This is a genomic window from Rhizobium sp. RU36D, assembly GCF_900176345.1.
In the GTDB taxonomy this organism is placed as follows: domain Bacteria; phylum Pseudomonadota; class Alphaproteobacteria; order Rhizobiales; family Rhizobiaceae; genus Allorhizobium.
In genome coordinates this window covers 1-17,391 of sequence record NZ_FWXU01000046.1, presented here as the reverse complement: position 1 = coordinate 17,391, position 17,391 = coordinate 1, and the positions used below count along the sequence as shown (strand labels likewise).

Below are 17,391 nucleotides of genomic sequence, written 5' to 3'. Positions count from 1 at the left end.
AGCCCAGCAGGCCCACCGACATCGTACGGATCGATTTCGGGCTTCTCCTCGATGTCCTCCTTTGACCCGGACATGATCCCCGTGACATCCTGAACGCGCAGCCGATGATGCATGCTGGCAAAGCCGATGATCTGTTCGACCTGCTCGGGCGTGGCCGCACTCATCTTTCCAAGCACGGTCGGACCCACGGCAAGCGCAACCAGGATCTCTTTATAGGGCTGAAGGTTGCGGTGGACCGCACGCTTGGTGCGTACGTGCCGCGCGGTGTAGCCGCAACATTCGACCGCCCATTTCTCCAAGGTCCCTTCGGGCAGAAGCGTGGCGATCCTATCGAAACGCTCCCCCTCTTCGAATGCATCCTCCGTCGATCGGCGCCGCGCGCCGACAAGGTGCTTGGCCTCCTCCTCGAGCACGCTCTTCAGCTCATCGCTGATTTCGTGCTCCTCATAAAAGGGGCGGGCGCGGTGGGCCGATGCGGCCGCTTTGCTGATGATACCCATATTCTATCTCCTTATTTGCTTGAGATCGTAAGATTCAACGACCTTACAGAGAATATTATTGCACGCCGATCAAGCAATTCAACCAACCGGGAGTTTTGCAATAATTGCTAACCAAGAGATATGCTTTAAAATATACTATAGATACTTCCGAATCGACCGGTTTGCCTCCTGTGCGCCGGAATCTTGCTTTTCGTTGAGGCAATTAAAATCCGCACTTAATGCGTGTGTCATCCGGGGCGATTTCCGGCCTCTCACGGCCGCACTGGGGACGAGATCTATCCCTCGACGACAACGCCATCGAATCTCGTTGAAGACGCACTCGCGCGGAAATAACTTCCGGATCGACGACGTCACCTCGGCACCCGTGGCGGGCTACCCGGATCAATCTTGCAATTTTGCGATGCGTGATGAATGTATCCTGCGACAGGGGGATGCATATGACAAAATCGTGGATGGTTCGCGCCGAACGCAACGGCCGCTTGTTCGATGCGTTCAAGGAAAAGTCGGTCGTTGCCATTGGTTGGCCGGCGCTGGGCGACCTGTCTGACGCCAAGAGCCGCAAAGCCATCGGCGAAGCGCTGGCAAAGGTCTACGCTGGCGCCAAGCCGCAGGGCCAGGCCATGGCAGCCGGGCAGCTTCATCGCTTCGTCAATGAGATTAGCATCGGCGATATGGTCGTCACTTACGATCCGTCCCGCCGGGTCTATCTGTTGGGTGAGATTGCCAGCGCCTATCGCCACGATACCTCGATAGACCCGGAAGACACACAGGTCCGTTCGGTGCGATGGGATGGGAAAGTCAGTCGTGATCTGCTCTCTGTCGAAAGCCGCAACAGCCTCGGCTCCATATCGACCCTCTTTCGACTATCCAACGATGTCGCGGCAGAGCTTAAGAAAGCTTTGTCCGGCAATATCGCAGACCACCTGAAAGTTCGGTGGCTGTGGGCGAGGCTGCCGAAGAAGACCTTTTCGAATCTATGGCCAGCCGTGCCCACGAGTTCATCAAGGATAAGGTGAACGCTCTGAACTGGTCGGAAAAGCAGGTTCTCGTTGCGGGTCTGCTCCGCTCCCTAGGCTACAAGACGCGGGTGTCTGATGCTGGCCCCGATCAAGGCAAGGACATTGTCGCCTCACCCGATGGTTTCGGCTTTGAGGCCCCCCGCATCGTTGTGGAGGTCAAGCATCGCAAAGGCTCCATGGGCGCCCCGGACTTACGCAATTTCATCGCCGGACGGCATGACCTCGACAAGGGCCTCTACGTCAGCACCGGCGGCTTTACCCGGGAGGCCCGCTATGAGGCCGAACGCGCCCGCATCCCAACCGCCCTTATGGATCTCGATGATCTGGTGAAGAGCCTGCTGGAGCAGTACGATAAGCTCGATCTCGAAACCCAGCAGCTCATTCCGCTCAAACGCATTTTCATTCCGGCCGGGGCCTGAGCGCACCGCCTGCAACGATAAGAAGAAGCCTGACCTTTCATGATGAACCCCACCGAAGCTGCCGATGCCCTCGATGCCATCGCCAAGGCGAAGTTTGATCCCACCGAATTTGGCTATGCCTTTGTATTCGGGCGCATGCCGGGGAAGTCGCCAGCAGCGCCTTGCCCTTGTCGGTCGCAACAAAACGACCGCGTGCGGGCGAGGCAATCAGCCCGGCCTTGCTCATATAGAACTTGGCCCAGTGGATGCGATTGTGCAGCAGGCGCTGGCGGCCGCTCGGGAGAAGCTCGTCCCGCTCCGCTTGGGTGAGGCCGAGGTTATCCGCGACACGTTCCGAGACGTCCGCTACTCGGGTTTCACCGGTCGCTGCCAGACGCAGGACGGGCAGCATCAGGGTTTGGTAATCGGGGATCATGGCCGTCTACTACAGGTCTCGTTCGCGCAAATGTGTTGCCAGCCACACGCGCCATCTAAGCGATCAGCCTCGACAATTGAGGATCATTCCGGAGCAATAAACACCATCTTGCGACCGAGGAGAGCTCTGAGCTTTTTAAGGTCATTTCGCGGATACGCTTGCACACTTCTGCAAGTTTTTCCCTTGCTGCGGGATTATATCCGCCCCCACATCGATCTTTTGCTACCTTGAAATCGTTTATCAAACCGTCGACCTTCTGCCATACCTTACGTCGCTCTTCGGCCAACGGAACGTGCTCATTCAGCTTCATCCGTTTTACGGTCTCTTCGACCCGCTCTTTCTCCCAATCGGTCGCATTCGGCACAGGAACGACCTTACCCTCTTCATCAAACGCAACAAGTGAGACGTCCGCATCATCCACCGGATCAAGGAGATAGCGCGATTCTGATTCTTCACATTGTGCTGTGTAGGATGAGCACAATGATCCTTGCCGAAGAGGAAACCAGCCGCCCTTCTTGCGATTCCCGACGTTTCCACAGGCCCGGAAATTCATGTAATTGAAGGCGAGCCACCAGTAACCGTCACGGTCATTTCCGTCGATGCTTTTCGCCTCTTTCTTCGGACGAAAGTGCTCAACATCATAATGCGAAAACAGTTCTCTGACATCTGAAAACCAGCATTTCCCGTTGGAGAGATGTAGGAGCCATGGCTTCAGAGATTTCCAGTGATCGCCATTATCATCGATCAGTTTATTTCGCTCTGTGAGCTTCCCCGCGGCCGTAAGGGTGGCGAGTTGCTGAAGCAGTCGATTGGACTCTGTCTTCCAAGCTTCCCACTTCTCTTCACTCCAACGGACCTCATCCGGAAGATCGGCATCGGTTGGCAGCTTGTTTTCAAGATCGATGAAGATCACCTTTTGCCTTCTTTCTCCAAAATCTCATTGATGATCTGGTCGGCGATTTCATCCTGCTCAGCCTGTTCTTCAGGTGTAAGCACGGGTTTTCTAAACCTGCGATGCTGGGCCATCTTCCTAACGAACATTGCATAATCCGGATCGCGGAAATCAGCAGTCGAGAAGCCGAGATCGGCCAATTCGGCAGACAGACGAGTTAGCTCTTCATCTTCTTCAGGAGTACGAGATGGCTGCACGAAAAGCTCGTTGCGTCTGAATAGCCGACGCTCGGTCTCTGCATCCAAGGTTGACGACAATCCGAACAACTCGCTTTTTAAAAGGCCTGTCACGCCCATGCCTTGAGGATGCTCGTCAGGCATATCAACCGTGGTGCGATCTCCATGACGCCTGATGATGTGGACCTGCTCTCTCTTCAAGCTTCCAACCATCATGGGGTCATGAGTGGTGATCACGATCTGCGATCCGCTCGATTCTTTGGCTGCAGCGTCCGCACCAAGCACGCCTTCAATGTCGTCGAAGTATCGTAGCTTCCAAATGGGATTGAGATGGGTATCGGGCTCATCAAGGAGAAACAGGCAATCGTCTTCCCTTGTGATACGCATAAGGCCAAGAACGGTAAGTATCTGAAGTTCGCCCTCAGAAAGCTGAGTGAAGCTAACCTTGCCGCCATGCTCGTCGCGCTTCTTTACCGTGATCCGCACCTCTTCAATCAGATCACCGATGTAAGCACCCTCGGCGTAGCGGAAGAAGCTGTCGATACCGCCCACCAACTCGCCTAGCTGCCGAAGTTTGGCATGACTGGGTATAAAAAGGTAAAGCTGCCTCTGGCTTTCGGAACGGCCTCGGAAATCAATCTGTCGGATAGCTTCCTGCTCGATCGGAGCCCAGGCCACCTGCCACAATTTGTCGAGAAACTCACTTACGACATTACCGCGGGCAAACCAAAAGCGTGGATCGCCTTCGGTGAGGTCGTTCTCGTCGAACCTGCCAGCCCTGCGCTTTTCCCGAAGCCTGTATGGCTCCTTCAAGACGAACAGTGCCGAATCGAGTGACTCAATATGAAGGTTTTTCAGGACCTTCTGAAAAACTGGATCATCAGATAACAAACAAGCTAGCAGGACCAACTGACTGTGACCGCCTCTGCAATAGAACAAGCGCCGCAAACGATCATCGCCCGCCTGCCGAAGGCGTGCTTCGCGGCGGCGTCTTATCTCTTCAATATCTTGGATATCTGCGTCACTGGCGGTGAAATTATCTAACAATCGCTGAGGCAGCACCTCATCTGTGGCAAGCTCCTGGCGTTGATTGAATCGGCGCTGGTGTTCCTGAAAAAGGGCCTCAATGCGTTCGTTGCGGCCGGAGTAATAGGCAAAGATGTGTGATGGCAGCAGCTCGCGGTTCCGTAGCAGATGACCCTGAGACACACTCTTGCCATCGACCCAAACAAAGGGCCGCTTCTGCTTGGCCTTATCCCCCTGGATGCGGACCCTGCGGCCTCGAATCTCGTACTCCAAAGTATAATCAAGCGCGACTTCGCGGTCTAAATCTACATCGCGGAAGATGGTGATCAGTGCTTCGATCAGATTGGACTTGCCGGTTCCGTTCTGACCAATTAGCGCGTGGGTTCTGATCGATTTTTCAGCGACTTCGGTTGGTGTATGGGGCCCGAGCGACAGCCGGGTAGCGAAGTCAATCACCACCCCGCGCAGATTACGGAAATGTGGAATGACCAAATGAAGAAGCTGCAAATCAGGCCTCCTGTTTGATCTTCATTTTGGCGACTTGAGTACCGTCCGGGTACTTCTTCGCACTGTCGGGGGCATTTGGATCAAGGACGTAACTTGGATCCTCAATCCAACCATGAGTCACTTCGGTTTTTAATTGCGCATAGAAGGCGTCGATCTCACCGCCGAAGCGCTGCCACAGATCACGGGCCGACATCTCCCCGTCGTGCCGGGCCAGCAGGTTCGCTAACGGGGCCTGAGCTTTCATGTCGGGCGACATACCCAGGCGCAGGGGGGCGATTAGTTCGGTTTGCGGGGCTTTCACGGGAGCCTCATTTTCATTTTCGATACTGATGCCGGTGAGGGTGGAGACGGCAGCGCTTGAAAGACGTTCGGCATTCAGCGCCGCTTCCTTCATTTGTTTCTCTAGCGAATTGCAAAGCTCGTTTAGTTGAGCGAGCTTTTCGATTACTGCATCTTGGACATCGCGCGGCGGAAGGGGAATGGGCAGCTCATGAATAACCTGCCGCGACACATTGCGCATGGAATCGCTGGTTCCCGTTGCATTGGTACGGTAATGTTCTCGTGCGAACTGTGAGTTGTTTACGAGATTAGCCCAGCGCTTCAACGCCGGATCGATAAACTTGAGCCTGATGATTTTGTCACTCATTAGGAGTCGATCTGGCATGTTGCTTTCCGAAATAACACTTCGGGCTACCAACTCTGCGGTATTTGCTCGAGAAAGCAAAAAGTCGCCAGGCTTGACTTCGCACTCTGGACGCGGGTCGAGCGAGGGTGGCAGCCGCTTGTTCTCGTCCGGACGGAATTCCCCCCAAGTGACTGCGCTCACCTTTAAAACACCCCATTCGCCAGGGCGACGCGCTTCTGCATCGCACTTTGGACTCCAGCCAGACTCCGATCCCTGCAACAAATCGTCGAACAGTGCCCATCGCCACCGGGTTGGCAGTTCAAATGGAAAATCAACTGGGGTGAGTTTTGCGTAGCGCTTGCCCGATTTGAGCTTCGCAAGGCTTTTCAACAACTCTCCCGCATCGTCCGTTGTCTCTCGGTCGTCTGTAGGAGATAGCGCGCCGCGGATAGCAAGCTCGACGAAGAGCGAGCGCAGGTCCTGCACATCCCTTGGCTCGCTGCACAAACGCCCGAAGTTGGTTTGCAGGCGTTGCCAACTTTCCTTCAATTCATGCGGGCTTTGTGCGCTAGCAAGGGCTTGAAGGGTGGATTGGCGCAGCGCGTTTTGTAGTTTGCGGCGGTCTTGCTGCTGAGCCTCCAACTGCTCACACAAAGTCATCAGTTCATCGACTTTTGCAACGATACGTGACTGTTCTTCAACAGGCGGGCATGGAATGGGAAGCGACCGCACCGCACTGGTCGATAACTCAACCTGTTGTGTTGTTCCAGAGACAAGCGAATCCGGATGAGTGGGCTGAATGCGTGCCTGAACCCAGGGAGCAGCAATAACACACCAGACATAACGCGGTATGGCTGCTGTGCTCAAACGGATTACGGTGACATGAGAGTCCGCAACAAAACGCTTTTCAAGGACATTGGAGTATTCCGCTACACGGCCAACCGTACCTGTACCCGTCGAGTTCCAGAGCAGGTCTCCATTGCACAGGAACCTCTCTGGCCCGTATCCGGCAATTGAGTCGTCTGCGACGAAACGCGCCTGCTGCGCCCGAAAACCAGTCCACTGAATGCACTTTTGCGAGACAACGGACACGCTTCCGCGCTCGGCGTACTTCGGCCCCTTACCCCTTTGGACATATAGTGACAACCTTTCCAGTGGTAGCCACTGCCAATGCGAAGGAATTGCATAGGGAAATGCTTCAATAGGCGGTTGCAAGCGCGTCGCGCGCATGTCCAGATCTCTCTCGTACCTTTGGCGCTGAGCTGCTGCGAGCCTCAACGATTCAGAGACCGGCGTTTCCATGGTACCACGCTCAACCAAGCGGCCAGAGATTGCGAGTTGAAGCACCAACTCCCGTAGTCTCGCCACCCCGCCGGGCGCGTTGGCGATATGCCCGAACTCGGCCAAAAACTGATGTGCCTCCATCAGGCTTCCTCACTGACAAAGTGATGCGCCAGCGCTGCGGCGAATTCGCTTTTTAGGCGATTCTCTGTTTCCTCAATCTGGCCGAGGAGGGCCTTGTACTTTTCCAACAATACGTCTGGATCATGGCTCTCCTGTTCCGCCGCCTTAGGGTTCTTTAAATCGAGGTTGTAGATGGGCCAGTAGAGGCGGTCACCAGCGGCCTGGGCATCGCGCGCTCGAAGGCGCAAGCCCTCAGCCTCGCCACGCAACTTGTCGATCTCTTCTTCTACGGGCTGGCGGCGTTTGGCGTCACTTACGCCCTTGATGGATTCGCGCAGGTCACGCACACGGTTTTCCAGTGCACTGGCCTCGTTGCCGAGTTGCTCGGCGCGGTTCCAATGCGGCTGCGCCGCTGCTTCGGCCTGTTCGCGCTTGGTCTTGAAATCCACCTTCCAGGCGAACTCGTTTTCCACGCGATCGGCAAAGTCGTCAGCCTCGCGACCCCACCAGTCCTGCTCGGCCTTAAATTCCTCGAAGCGTATGGGCTTCGTCTTGCTGTAGCTCTTGTAGCCCGATGGGTACGAGTGCTCGTAATACCAGATGGTATCAGTGTGAAAGTGCTCGGCGCCATCGTCTACGGTGGCACCTTTGGTGAAGAATAGCAGATTTGTCTTGATGGTCGTGTAAGGCGCGAACACGCCCTTGGGTAGACGAACGATCGTGTGCAGCTTGCACTCACGCAGAAGCAATTTCTTAAGCGTCGCCTTGAGCCCTTCACCAAACAGGAAGCCGTCGGGTAAAACCACTGCGGCACGTCCGTCCTCGTTCAGCAGCTTTTTGATGATTAGCGCCATGAACATATCGGCGGTTTCACGTGTGCGGAGATCGGTGGGATAGTCGCTGCCAACTCCATCATCTTCATAGCCGCCAAAAGGCGGGTTGGTGATGATGCAGTCAACTTTGTCGTTTGCGCTCCAATCGTTCCAACCACGGCCAAGGGTGTTACGATGCTCGATCTGGCTGGGCACATCAATGCCGTGCAACAACATGTTCGTCGTGCACAATAGGTGTGGAAGTTGTTTCTTCTCTATGCCGCGGATCAAGGTTTCAATCGCACGCTTGTCTTCCGCACTAGACTTGCTGGATAGCTGGTTTCGGAAATGATCAATGGCAGCAGTTAGGAAGCCACCCGTTCCACATGCTGGGTCAAGCACAAGCTCTCTCTTTGAGAGGCTCGGATTGAGCCGATCAACCATGAATTGGGTTATTGCCCTGGGTGTATAGAACTCACCAGCGTTGCCCGCACCTCTCAGGTCGTTGAGTAGCTGCTCGTAAACATCGCCGATGTTTGCCCTTGTCTTGAAATCGTGGAAATTGATTGCCTCCTCGAGCTTCTCCACTACGGCCAGCAACTGTGTGCCCGACTTCATGTAGTTGTTTGCGTCCTCAAAAACGCTTCGGATTACCTTATGCTGCGGGCTCGCGTTCGCATCCAGATCTTTAAGGGAGGGGAACAACTCATTATTCACGAATCCTATGATCTCGCTGGCGGCGATCTGTGGCTTCTTCTTGCCGTCCGACGCCGGAACGTAGGCAGCCCAGCGACGCCAACGAAAACGTTCAGGCAATGGCGACCGATATTTTGCATCGTCATCTTCCCATTCCTCCTCGCGCTGGTCGAAGACCTTGAGGAAAAGCATCCAGGTGAGCTGACCAAGGCGCTGGGCGTCACCATCGACACCGTCGTCCTTCCGCATAATATCCTGGATGGCTTTGATCGTGCTGCTGAGATTCATAGGAAATTCAATTCAAAAAAGCTGCGTCAGACAGGTTAGCCCTGCATCCGATCATTTGATTCGTAGAGGGCACGCTCAAGGTCCCTTATAGCTTGCTGGTATTGTTCTACACCTCCGAAAATGCCCCTCCGAATGTGCGTTTTGCTCCCGAGCTGGTTAAACGGAGGCAGCTCCAAGATTTCCGCATCCTCGATGTCCTGAACTCCGTGATCGGCAAACTTGTCGAGCAAGGCTTCCAACACAGCTCGCGCTTGATCTCCATACTTTCCGAATGCATCGCGCTTTTTCACATTGCGGGTTCGTTCACGACGTGTGAGGGGGTTTTGGTCGAATGCGACGTGAGCGACCAAATCAAATGCATCCAGCTCTTGGCCGTTTGGCACCGCCTGCTGTAAGACGTTCAGAGGCGCACCATGCTTTGCCAACTCTTCGAGAACAGCCTTTTTCCGATCGGCACTGTTCCACCTTCGGAGGAATTCGGTGAGGCTCCCAAATTCTAGTCGTAATGCCTTCCGGAGCTCGTCCTTCAGAAGCACCCGATAATCCTCGGTGATGAGCCTGCCATCCGCGTCAAGATATTGGGATCGTTCAACGGCGATGCGCACGTCGACGTCATCAATGACATAGCGGCGTGGTTCTTCTCGAAAAACGCTGCCAGATTCGTGGCAATCGAACTCCAGATCTTGCTCGTAGATAGTGCCCCCTTGCTCATTGGCCACGGGCGGGTTGACTTCGTCCGGCGGCGCTATCGGATCATCAGACTTCGGTTCGTAGACAACCACAGGCTCGCCATCGAAGTCAGGGTCTGCAAACAGCCGCGTCGCCCCTTTGAAGTCCATGATCGTGAAATAGAGCTTGTGATAATCCTCCCGGATTCGCGTACCTCTGCCGATGATTTGCTTGAACTCGGTCATAGAATTGATGTTCTGGTCAAGCACGATTAACTTGCAAGTCTTCGCGTCAACGCCAGTGGTCAAAAGCCTCGACGTGGTGGCGATCACAGGAAATGGTTCATCGTTGTCAATGAAATACGAAAGTTGCGCCTTGCCTGCGTTGTCATCACCTGTGATGCGCATAACGTAACGCCGATTGCGCGCCGCAGCAGGGATGATTTTGACCAACTCCTGCCTCATCCGTTCTGCGTGGTCCTGGTCATCGCAAAAAACGATGGTTTTAGCCATAGGATCCGTCGCTTGGAGATATTCCCACACCTTCCGAGCCACTAATGTCGTGCGTTTCTCCAAGACCAAATTGCGATCAAAGTCGCGAGTGGAATATTGCCTTTGTTCGACAGCATTTCCAAACTTATCCACCTTTCCCTTTTCAGGTATGTAGCCGACCGCATCCACATCGGTTGCGATGCGAATGACCTTATACGGCGCCAAGAAACCGTCTTCTATGCCCTGCTTGAGCGAGTAGGTGTAAACCGGATCACCGAAGTAGTTAAAGTTACTAGCCTCTTTCGTCTCCTTGGGAGTTGCCGTTAGACCGAGGTGGGTCGCACTGCTGAAGTAATCGAGGACCTCGCGCCATGCTGAGTCGGCAGCCGCACTTCCACGATGGCACTCGTCGATCACCACAAGATCAAAGAAGTCTGCGGGGAACTGGCGGAAAATTTGCTTCCACTCCTCGCGCCCCGTGACTGCTTGATAAAGGGCAAGATAGATTTCGTAGTTCTTTTTGACCTTACGATTTGAAACCTTGTGCATCATCTCGCCAAAGGGCGAAAAGTCTTGCTGCATAGTCTGGTCGATAAGAATGTTGCGGTCCGCGAGAAATAAGATTCGCTTCTTCGCCCTAGCCTTCCACAGCCTCCAGATAATTTGAAAGGCGGTGTAGGTCTTCCCTGTTCCAGTGGCCATGACGAGCAGAATCCGCTGCTGCCCTTTGGCCACCGCTTCTATTACGCGGTTGATGGCCACGCTCTGATAATGTCGAGGTTCTTTGCCGGTGCCGTCAGAGTAGAGTGGCTGCTCGACCAACTTTGTGGCGAACTCCTCGGACAACCCCTTCCATTGCTGATAAATGGGCCAAAGCTTGTTGAGACTGGGAAACTCATCGAGTGCCAACTCGCGCTCTGCCGGCTGCGTTAGCCCTGTACGGTCGTGAAATAAGAAGCCGTGGCCATTGCTGCTTATTGCAAAGGGCGCATCAATCATCTCTGCGTAAGAGAGCGCCTGCTGCATTCCATGGCCGATTGAGTATTTCGCCTGCTTCGCCTCAATAACGGCGATCGGCAGGTTCCTTCGCGCGTAGAGAACGTAGTCGGCCCTTTTGGGACCACCCTTGGCTTCTGGATTGCTGATCCGTGCAGCGAGTTTTCCACGGACTATCACTCTGCCGTCTGTAAATTTGACCTCTTCCCGGAACTGTTCGTGCGACCAACCCGCCTGTAAAATTGCAGGGGTCAAATACTTGGTGCAGATGTCTCGCTCTAAAAGGTCAAGCTTCTCTAACACCAGCAGCTCCTCTTCTTTGGCGGCACTTGATCGAATTGCATTTTGAGCAACTTACCGGAATGATATCTGGTAGGAAGTACCTTTGCGTGTGGAATTTTTGATTCAACCCCGATCGGGCGTCGATGAACTGAGCGGGCTGGCAAGGTCAGGTGGATGTCCCTCTGAACAGAACCCTTCTGGTAAGTGAGGCAATGCTACTGACCACGACCTTAGGCCAGGATCTCGTCGCAAGCCGCCTGTTCGCTAGGAAAAGAAATCAAGCTTCTCACGATGTTCTACACCGGCGGAGATTATTTCCGCTCACTTGTCAGCTCTCACTTACCTATTGTCAGATTGTTTTTCTGTTGCACGTCCAATCGCTCCACGTAAGGTTGAAAATCATCCAATCTATTGCCACACATAGTTCTAGGTAGTCGGTTAGGATTCACGATGGGGAACGGCGTGGTCGGCATAATGGATATAGAAACTGCGGCAGCAGACGAAACTTCAACGCCTGCCGCCCAAATCAATGATCTTGCCGATGATAAGCTGCGGGCATTTGCGGGAACAATCAACCTTGTCACTGGGGCTTATCTCGACGACGTCTACGCCCAGAATAAGAGCGTCGCTGAGCACACGGCGGCCGACTATCACGGTCGGTTCCTGATCGAGCTGGTTCAGAACGCCAACGACGTTCATGAGCGAGGTCAGCATAATGGTCAGATCGAGGTACTTCTGGTCGAGGACGAGGGCGACTTCGGCACACTCTATGTCGCGAACTTTGGAAAGCCGTTCACCCACGATAATGTGGTCGCACTTTCGCGCATCGGCATGTCTACCAAGCCGCCTGGGGAATCGATCGGCAACAAGGGGCTCGGTTTTCGTAGCGTAAGCCATGTGTGCGATGCTCCCGAAATCTACTCGCAGGCGCCCGACGCAAGTGCCGTAGCCACGTTCGAGGGATATTGCTTCACCTTCGCTCGGCCTGAGGATCTGAGCTCTCGGATTGTCCATCCGACTGTGCTTGCCTTCGCGCAGTCTGACCTGCCGATGTTCTTCCTGCCGATCGCCCTTGGCACGCAGCCCGCGATCGTCACCGAATTTGCCGCGCGCGGGTTCTCTTCCGTCATTCGGCTTCCACTTCGGGATTGGGACTCTCTGCAGACCGCGCGGGACGAGGTTGCAGCGTTGGACGACGACTCCGCGCCGCTGCTCCTCTTTCTCGATCGTCTCGAGAAGCTCGATGCCAAGGTACGGAATCGCGCTGGCGAGACATACTCGGCGTTCACCCTCGAGCGGCAAGAAGAGCCGATTGCATCCGCGCCGGTTGCCGCGTCGATCGTCACACTGAGCGGAGCGCATTGGCTACTGATCCGCGATCATGCACCCGAGGAGCTCATGCAGCGAGCCGTCGATGATGGCGTCAAGGCCAAGCAGCTCCATAGCAGTTGGAAGGACTGGTCGGGCGTTGGTGAGGTCGGCCTGGCCGTGCCTCTCGATCACGAGATTTTATCGCCCCGTCTCTACACATTCCTGCCGATGGGGGAAGGCGCGAGCGCACCTTTCCAGGGCCACCTTCACGGCAGCTTCTTTCCTTCCTCGAACCGCAAGGCCCTCGATGCCGGCGTCGCGCTCAATCGCCTGCTACTGAACCAGGCGGTCACACTCGCTGCGGCGAGCGTGCTTTGGTTGGCGGACCGCGGTGCCGGACGCAGCCATGCGGCACTCACGGCGGTTGCCCGGGCTAAGGCATCTGTCGATCTTTTGGTATGGAGCAACCCATCCAGCCTGACCGCAGCAAAGGGCCCGGGCGATCGGCTGAATTTGCCTGCTTTCTCGGCCGCAGAGATCGCGCGCATCAGCGGCCAGGAGTTCGGCTCTGCGCCGGTGATCCCATGCGCTGTGATTCTTGGCGGATTGCTCACGGTCGGTTGGCGTCGCCCCAGGGATGTGCGGGCCACCTTTGATGCGTCGACGACGTTCGATCTTTCGGCGGTCGCGAAGCACGGTGCGACGATATCCCCGCCGATCGCACCGCTCCTGCCCGAACTCATGGCTGAGCGCATCGCCCGGCTGATGCCTTTCCTTCGACAATACGCGCAAAATTTATACCGCGATCACTTGACGCCAATTGAATGCGCGCGGATTGCGGCAGAGGTCGCAGGCACCCTGCGTGCGGGTAAACGCCCTGCGACGAACCATTGGACCGCGTTCTACCGGGATCTGCCCTCTTTCATGAAAGAAGGGCCCGAGACGCTCGCCGGCTTGCGGGTAATCCTTTGCGACGATGGCACGGTTCGCGCCGGCCGCAGCGACGTCCAGACGGATGGCGAGCTTCCCCGTCTCCGACGTCGACGACGCAAGAGCGAGCAGATCGAACCCTCTATCTTCTTTCCGCCCGCAACCCGGCCATCGGGTGAGAATGCCGACATCCCCCTCGATCAGCTCCGTGTGCCGGCGCCGCTTGCGGCGCATTTCGCGTTCGCCGCGAACACGCTTCCTTGGCACGGCGAGCTTCGCGCCGCCCGCGAGTTCCTCGAGCGAGGGCAGGTCTCTGCCTATGACGGCGAGACGGTCCTCACCCGTATCTCCCAGGTGGTTAACGCGCTCGCCACGGTTGAGGAGGCGTTGGCGGGCCTCCGCTGGGCATTTGCAATCTGGCGGCGCGCTCAGGCGACCAGGTCCATCAAAGTCGACTCCTCCTATCGCCTGCTTGTTCCCACAGCCGATGGGATGATCCACGCGGCAGAGGCGGTCTTCTCGGAAACGTGGCCCGAAGAACTCCTCGGCCGGCGGCTGAACGCGCTCTTTAGCGCCGCCCCCCCCGACGTTGTCGACTTTGCCTCGTATCGAAAGCGTCTCCTCGCGCCCACCAGCCATCGCGCCTTCAAGGGCCAGGCGACGCTTTGGGCGGAGTTTCTGCGCGGACTGGGCGTCGGGAGCGGCCTGCCCGCGCTTCCCTTGCCCGCCATGCCCCTGACAAGGTCCTATGAGGTGACGAGCTTCGGCTTTGCCAAGAAGTTGGGTCTTAGCGACGCCGCCATCGCCGACTGGAAGCGCGACGTCAGCACCTTCCACAAAGAAAGCCTGAGCCATGCATATTCCACGAACTACAAGTTCGCAAACGCGCTGTGGCACCTCCCCGGCCAGAGCGACCACGAACGCTTTTCCGATGACTGCCGCGAGATCTACGCCGGTCTAGTGATCGAGTGGCTGGCGGGCGCCGGAAAGGAGCTGCTCCGAGGGGATCTCCGTCACGAACACTACCCGAATGACCAATATCCATGGTCGACGCCGGCGGGTGCCTTCGTTCGCAGTAGCAAATGGCTGCCTGCCGACGATCCATCATCCGAGGGCCCGGTCCGCCGCTTTTACCGACCATCGGATGTGTGGGTCTCCAGCAACGAGCGCTTTCCCTTCTATCTTCGCCAGGTGGCGGTCGCGATCGGCAGGATCATCGACCGCCGACAGCCTGACGCGCTCAAGAAGTTACGAATCTATGGCCAACTGCGCCTCCTGAACGATCCTGCAATCGCCCTCGATCAGGCCCGTTTTCTCGCGTCTCAATATGCCGCTGGAACGGTTCGCCCGCACTATGAGCAGCAGCTCGCTAATCTCTACAACGCAACCTGGAAAGTTATTGCGGACAAACATGCGCTGGATCCTCACGCAACCGGCAAGGCGCCGAACGATATGCCGATCCTGGTCCGTCGGCGCACCGATCTCGCCGTCATTGTCCCGGCCAAGGAGACCGCGCCTCTCTACGTTCGCGACAGCGACGACGATCTAGCGCCCAGCCTTGTCGCGTCGATCAATGGCCTGCTTCTCGACATCAAAGGCGCCGATCGCGCGCGGGTAGGCGCAGCAGCGGAAGCCCTGCTTGGCACGACGGTAAGCCGTCTGTCGAAGATGCGCTACGACGTGAGGATCAATGAGGTAGTACTCGACGACATCGAGACTGGCCAAACAGCGCTCGATCAATGTCCGTGGCTCCGCGTGATGCTCGCGGTTGCGATGGAGGGACTGCGAGGCACCGACGCCGGACAGCTTCCTGCAGATCGGGGTCTCGTTCTCGAACGCCTCAGCAATGTCGAGCTCGTGGCCGCCGAAGACGTCGCCTTCGAGATCAACGACCAGCGGATCGTGGCACCCGGAGATCGGCCCGCCTATGTCTTCCGCCGCTCGGGCCGACCGACTCTCGTAGTGAATCGTGTCAGTGATCCGCTAACCTGGAACGGGCTCCAACTCTGTCTCCCGGCGATTTGCGAGGGGATCGACCTCTCCTCGGTCGCCAATGGAATGCGATTGCTCGCCCATGAGCTTGCCGCTGCGGGAGAAGCGATCAACGAACTCGACCTCGAGGAAGATGTGATCTCCCGGCTCGGCCGCATCCTCCAGCTCGAAGACGGCTCCATCGCTTCGGTCCAGCACTTAGTCGGCGAGCGCGTTGACCTTCGGATGCCGTGGATCCGCGCCGCCATCCATTACGGATCGGGACCGGAAGCTCTTAGGAACTGTGATCGGCTTGAAGCCGAGCACGGCGCAGACCCTGCTCGCATGCTCGCTGAGCTGATGCCTCTCATCACCGCCGCCTCGACGGATGCCGACGCGCTGCTAAAGGCTTGCCGGCAAGCTCAATCTGCCACACAGTTCCGTGAGCTTCTCGACTTCGATTTTGCTCCCTTTAACGAGAGTCTTATAGCGACAGGAAGCGAGCCGCTGACCTATCCCGCGGTCCACGCCTCGCAGCTCCTGAACCACATCGTCGACCACGAGACGTCCATCTTGGAGGCGCTTCGCAATGCGGCAGCACCAACGCTCGACAAATTCACGCCTGCTCCTGACTACGCGCAACGCCGCGACGGCCTGCGGGCTATGAAAACGGATCCAACCTGGCTCGCGCTCTACCATTTCGTGCCGGAATCCGTGCTGGACAACTATATTGTGCGGTGGCTCGAAAATTCGGGAGCGCCGGCGGCTGGAGCGAACCCCCATGCGCTGCCCGATCTTGCTGAAGTTCGATCGGTTAACCTGACAGCGATCAGCCGCTTCGCCACGGTGGCGACGCCCATTGTGCGAGCTTGGTGGAAAGGGCCAGCATCGAGCATCCCCGATTATTGGCGCGAGGCCAAGTCGGCCGAACAGCAGATCCGCGCCAAGCTAGACGCGGCCGGCGCGGTCGACTTCAAGCCAATGGATGAGCCGGTGCTGATTGCCTGGTGTATCAAGCTCGGCCTCTGGCCCGACGGCATGGATCCCACGCTCGCTCGTGACGAGCTGGGCATCGGCGCCGATGCGCTCAACGCTGCTGCGAAAGAAGCTCAGCGCGAAGCGGAGGAGCGCGCGGCGAAGGCACGCTCCGTTCGCGTCAACGATCGCGATATCGACCCCGAACATGCTGACTGGACCGCAATCTCAGCCGAGATTGCCGCACGCCTTTCCAAGCAGGTCAAGTCGGCAAGGCTGACCACGCCCGCCGAACTGGCCATGCTCGAGAAACGGACCCACAAGCCACCAATGAAGCGCAATCCGCGCGATGTGCCGCCTGGACCTGATCGGATGCCGCAGGCCAAGAAGGATATGATCGGACGCCTCGGAGAACTCGTCGTCTATCACTGGCTCAAGGGCCGGTTCCGCAACCAGGACATTGACAAGGCGTGGGTTTCGCGCTTCGGCGCCCTGCAGAAAGGCAAGGCCTGGTCCGACGACCTTGGCTACGACTTCGAGCTACAGCATGATCGGCGGACTTGGCTCATCGAGGTCAAATCCAGCCAGGGCGACCGGTGTCAGTTCGAGATGGGAGAGTCCGAGGTTCGCGCCGCTCGGGAGGCGGCCCGCCCCCGGTCCGGGCAGCGTTATGTTGTGATCTACGTCGCCAACCCGGCAACTTCGAGCGCAACGCGAATCGACATTTTGCCGAACCCAATGAGTGAGGAAGCCGATGGCATCCTGCGCCTGCTCGGCGAGGGCGCCCGCTTCGGGTTCAGGCCGAAATTGCAGCGTGACTAATCAGAGCACTGTAAGCGGTGTCCCGGCAGCACCTTTATCAAGCACTCTTGCGCATCGAACGTGACGGGATGAGAAGTTTCATCAATCCAGGTGTAGCGCGACCCA

Annotated in this window: 9 protein-coding genes and 1 pseudogene; 3 read left to right on the top strand and 7 right to left on the bottom strand. The window is 56.8% G+C overall.

Going from position 1 to position 17,391, the window contains the following annotated elements; translation table 11 throughout:
* Positions 1 to 500, bottom strand: a pseudogene (locus tag B9A97_RS28415) (hypothetical protein); the annotation flags it as partial.
* A gap of 437 nt (positions 501 to 937) precedes the next feature.
* On the opposite strand from B9A97_RS28415, the gene B9A97_RS30295 reads away from it, so the two are divergent.
* Both B9A97_RS30295 and B9A97_RS30290 read left to right on the top strand, forming a co-directional pair.
* Entirely contained in the window at positions 938 to 1,516 is a 579-nt protein-coding gene (locus tag B9A97_RS30295; RefSeq protein ID WP_244564396.1) for a restriction endonuclease, read from the top strand.
* The gene (locus B9A97_RS30290; protein WP_244564395.1) at positions 1,513 to 1,938 is read left to right on the top strand and encodes a restriction endonuclease; all 426 of its coding nucleotides are present in this window, start codon (positions 1,513 to 1,515) and stop codon (positions 1,936 to 1,938) included. The genes B9A97_RS30295 and B9A97_RS30290 overlap by 4 nt, the downstream gene beginning before the upstream one ends.
* Positions 1,939 to 1,975: 37 nt before the next feature.
* Here B9A97_RS30290 and B9A97_RS28405 read toward each other — a convergent pair whose 3' ends face one another.
* The 6 genes from B9A97_RS28405 to B9A97_RS28380 are packed head-to-tail and all read right to left on the bottom strand — an operon-like array spanning position 1,976 to position 11,298.
* Positions 1,976 to 2,353 (bottom strand): winged helix-turn-helix domain-containing protein, encoded by a 378-nt coding sequence (locus B9A97_RS28405; RefSeq protein ID WP_084369201.1) that lies wholly within the window; start codon positions 2,351 to 2,353, stop codon positions 1,976 to 1,978.
* Between the two features lie 55 nt (positions 2,354 to 2,408).
* Positions 2,409 to 3,266, bottom strand: a complete 858-nt coding sequence (locus B9A97_RS28400) for an HNH endonuclease family protein (protein WP_084369200.1) — start codon at positions 3,264 to 3,266, stop codon at positions 2,409 to 2,411.
* The gene (locus B9A97_RS28395; protein WP_084369199.1) at positions 3,263 to 5,014 is read right to left on the bottom strand and encodes an AAA family ATPase; all 1,752 of its coding nucleotides are present in this window, start codon (positions 5,012 to 5,014) and stop codon (positions 3,263 to 3,265) included. The genes B9A97_RS28400 and B9A97_RS28395 overlap by 4 nt, the downstream gene beginning before the upstream one ends.
* Before the next feature lies 1 nt (position 5,015).
* Positions 5,016 to 7,064 carry a restriction endonuclease subunit S gene (locus tag B9A97_RS28390; RefSeq protein ID WP_084369198.1) on the bottom strand — a complete coding sequence of 683 codons (2,049 nt, stop codon included), beginning with the start codon at positions 7,062 to 7,064 and terminating at the stop codon, positions 5,016 to 5,018.
* On the bottom strand, positions 7,064 to 8,839 hold the full coding sequence (locus B9A97_RS28385) for a class I SAM-dependent DNA methyltransferase (protein ID WP_084369197.1): 1,776 nt from the start codon (positions 8,837 to 8,839) through the stop codon (positions 7,064 to 7,066). The genes B9A97_RS28390 and B9A97_RS28385 overlap by 1 nt, the downstream gene beginning before the upstream one ends.
* A gap of 35 nt (positions 8,840 to 8,874) precedes the next feature.
* Entirely contained in the window at positions 8,875 to 11,298 is a 2,424-nt protein-coding gene (locus B9A97_RS28380) for an EcoAI/FtnUII family type I restriction enzme subunit R (RefSeq protein WP_179145428.1), read from the bottom strand.
* Positions 11,299 to 11,727: 429 nt separating this feature from the next.
* Between B9A97_RS28380 and B9A97_RS28375 the strand changes: the two genes are divergently transcribed.
* Complete coding sequence (locus B9A97_RS28375) at positions 11,728 to 17,286, top strand: sacsin N-terminal ATP-binding-like domain-containing protein (RefSeq protein ID WP_084369195.1); 5,559 nt, start codon at positions 11,728 to 11,730, stop codon at positions 17,284 to 17,286.
* The last annotated feature ends 105 nt before the right edge of the window (positions 17,287 to 17,391 follow it).

Excerpts from the sequence above, each read along its gene's own strand:
- B9A97_RS30295 (WP_244564396.1), top strand. The coding sequence starts at position 938 with ATGACAAAATCGTGGATGGTTCGCGCCGAACGCAACGGCCGCTTGTTC.
- B9A97_RS28405 (WP_084369201.1), bottom strand. The coding sequence starts at position 2,353 with ATGATCCCCGATTACCAAACCCTGATGCTGCCCGTCCTGCGTCTGGCA.
- B9A97_RS28390 (WP_084369198.1), bottom strand. The coding sequence starts at position 7,064 with ATGGAGGCACATCAGTTTTTGGCCGAGTTCGGGCATATCGCCAACGCG.
- B9A97_RS28385 (WP_084369197.1), bottom strand. The coding sequence starts at position 8,839 with ATGAATCTCAGCAGCACGATCAAAGCCATCCAGGATATTATGCGGAAG.
- B9A97_RS28375 (WP_084369195.1), top strand. The coding sequence starts at position 11,728 with ATGGGGAACGGCGTGGTCGGCATAATGGATATAGAAACTGCGGCAGCA.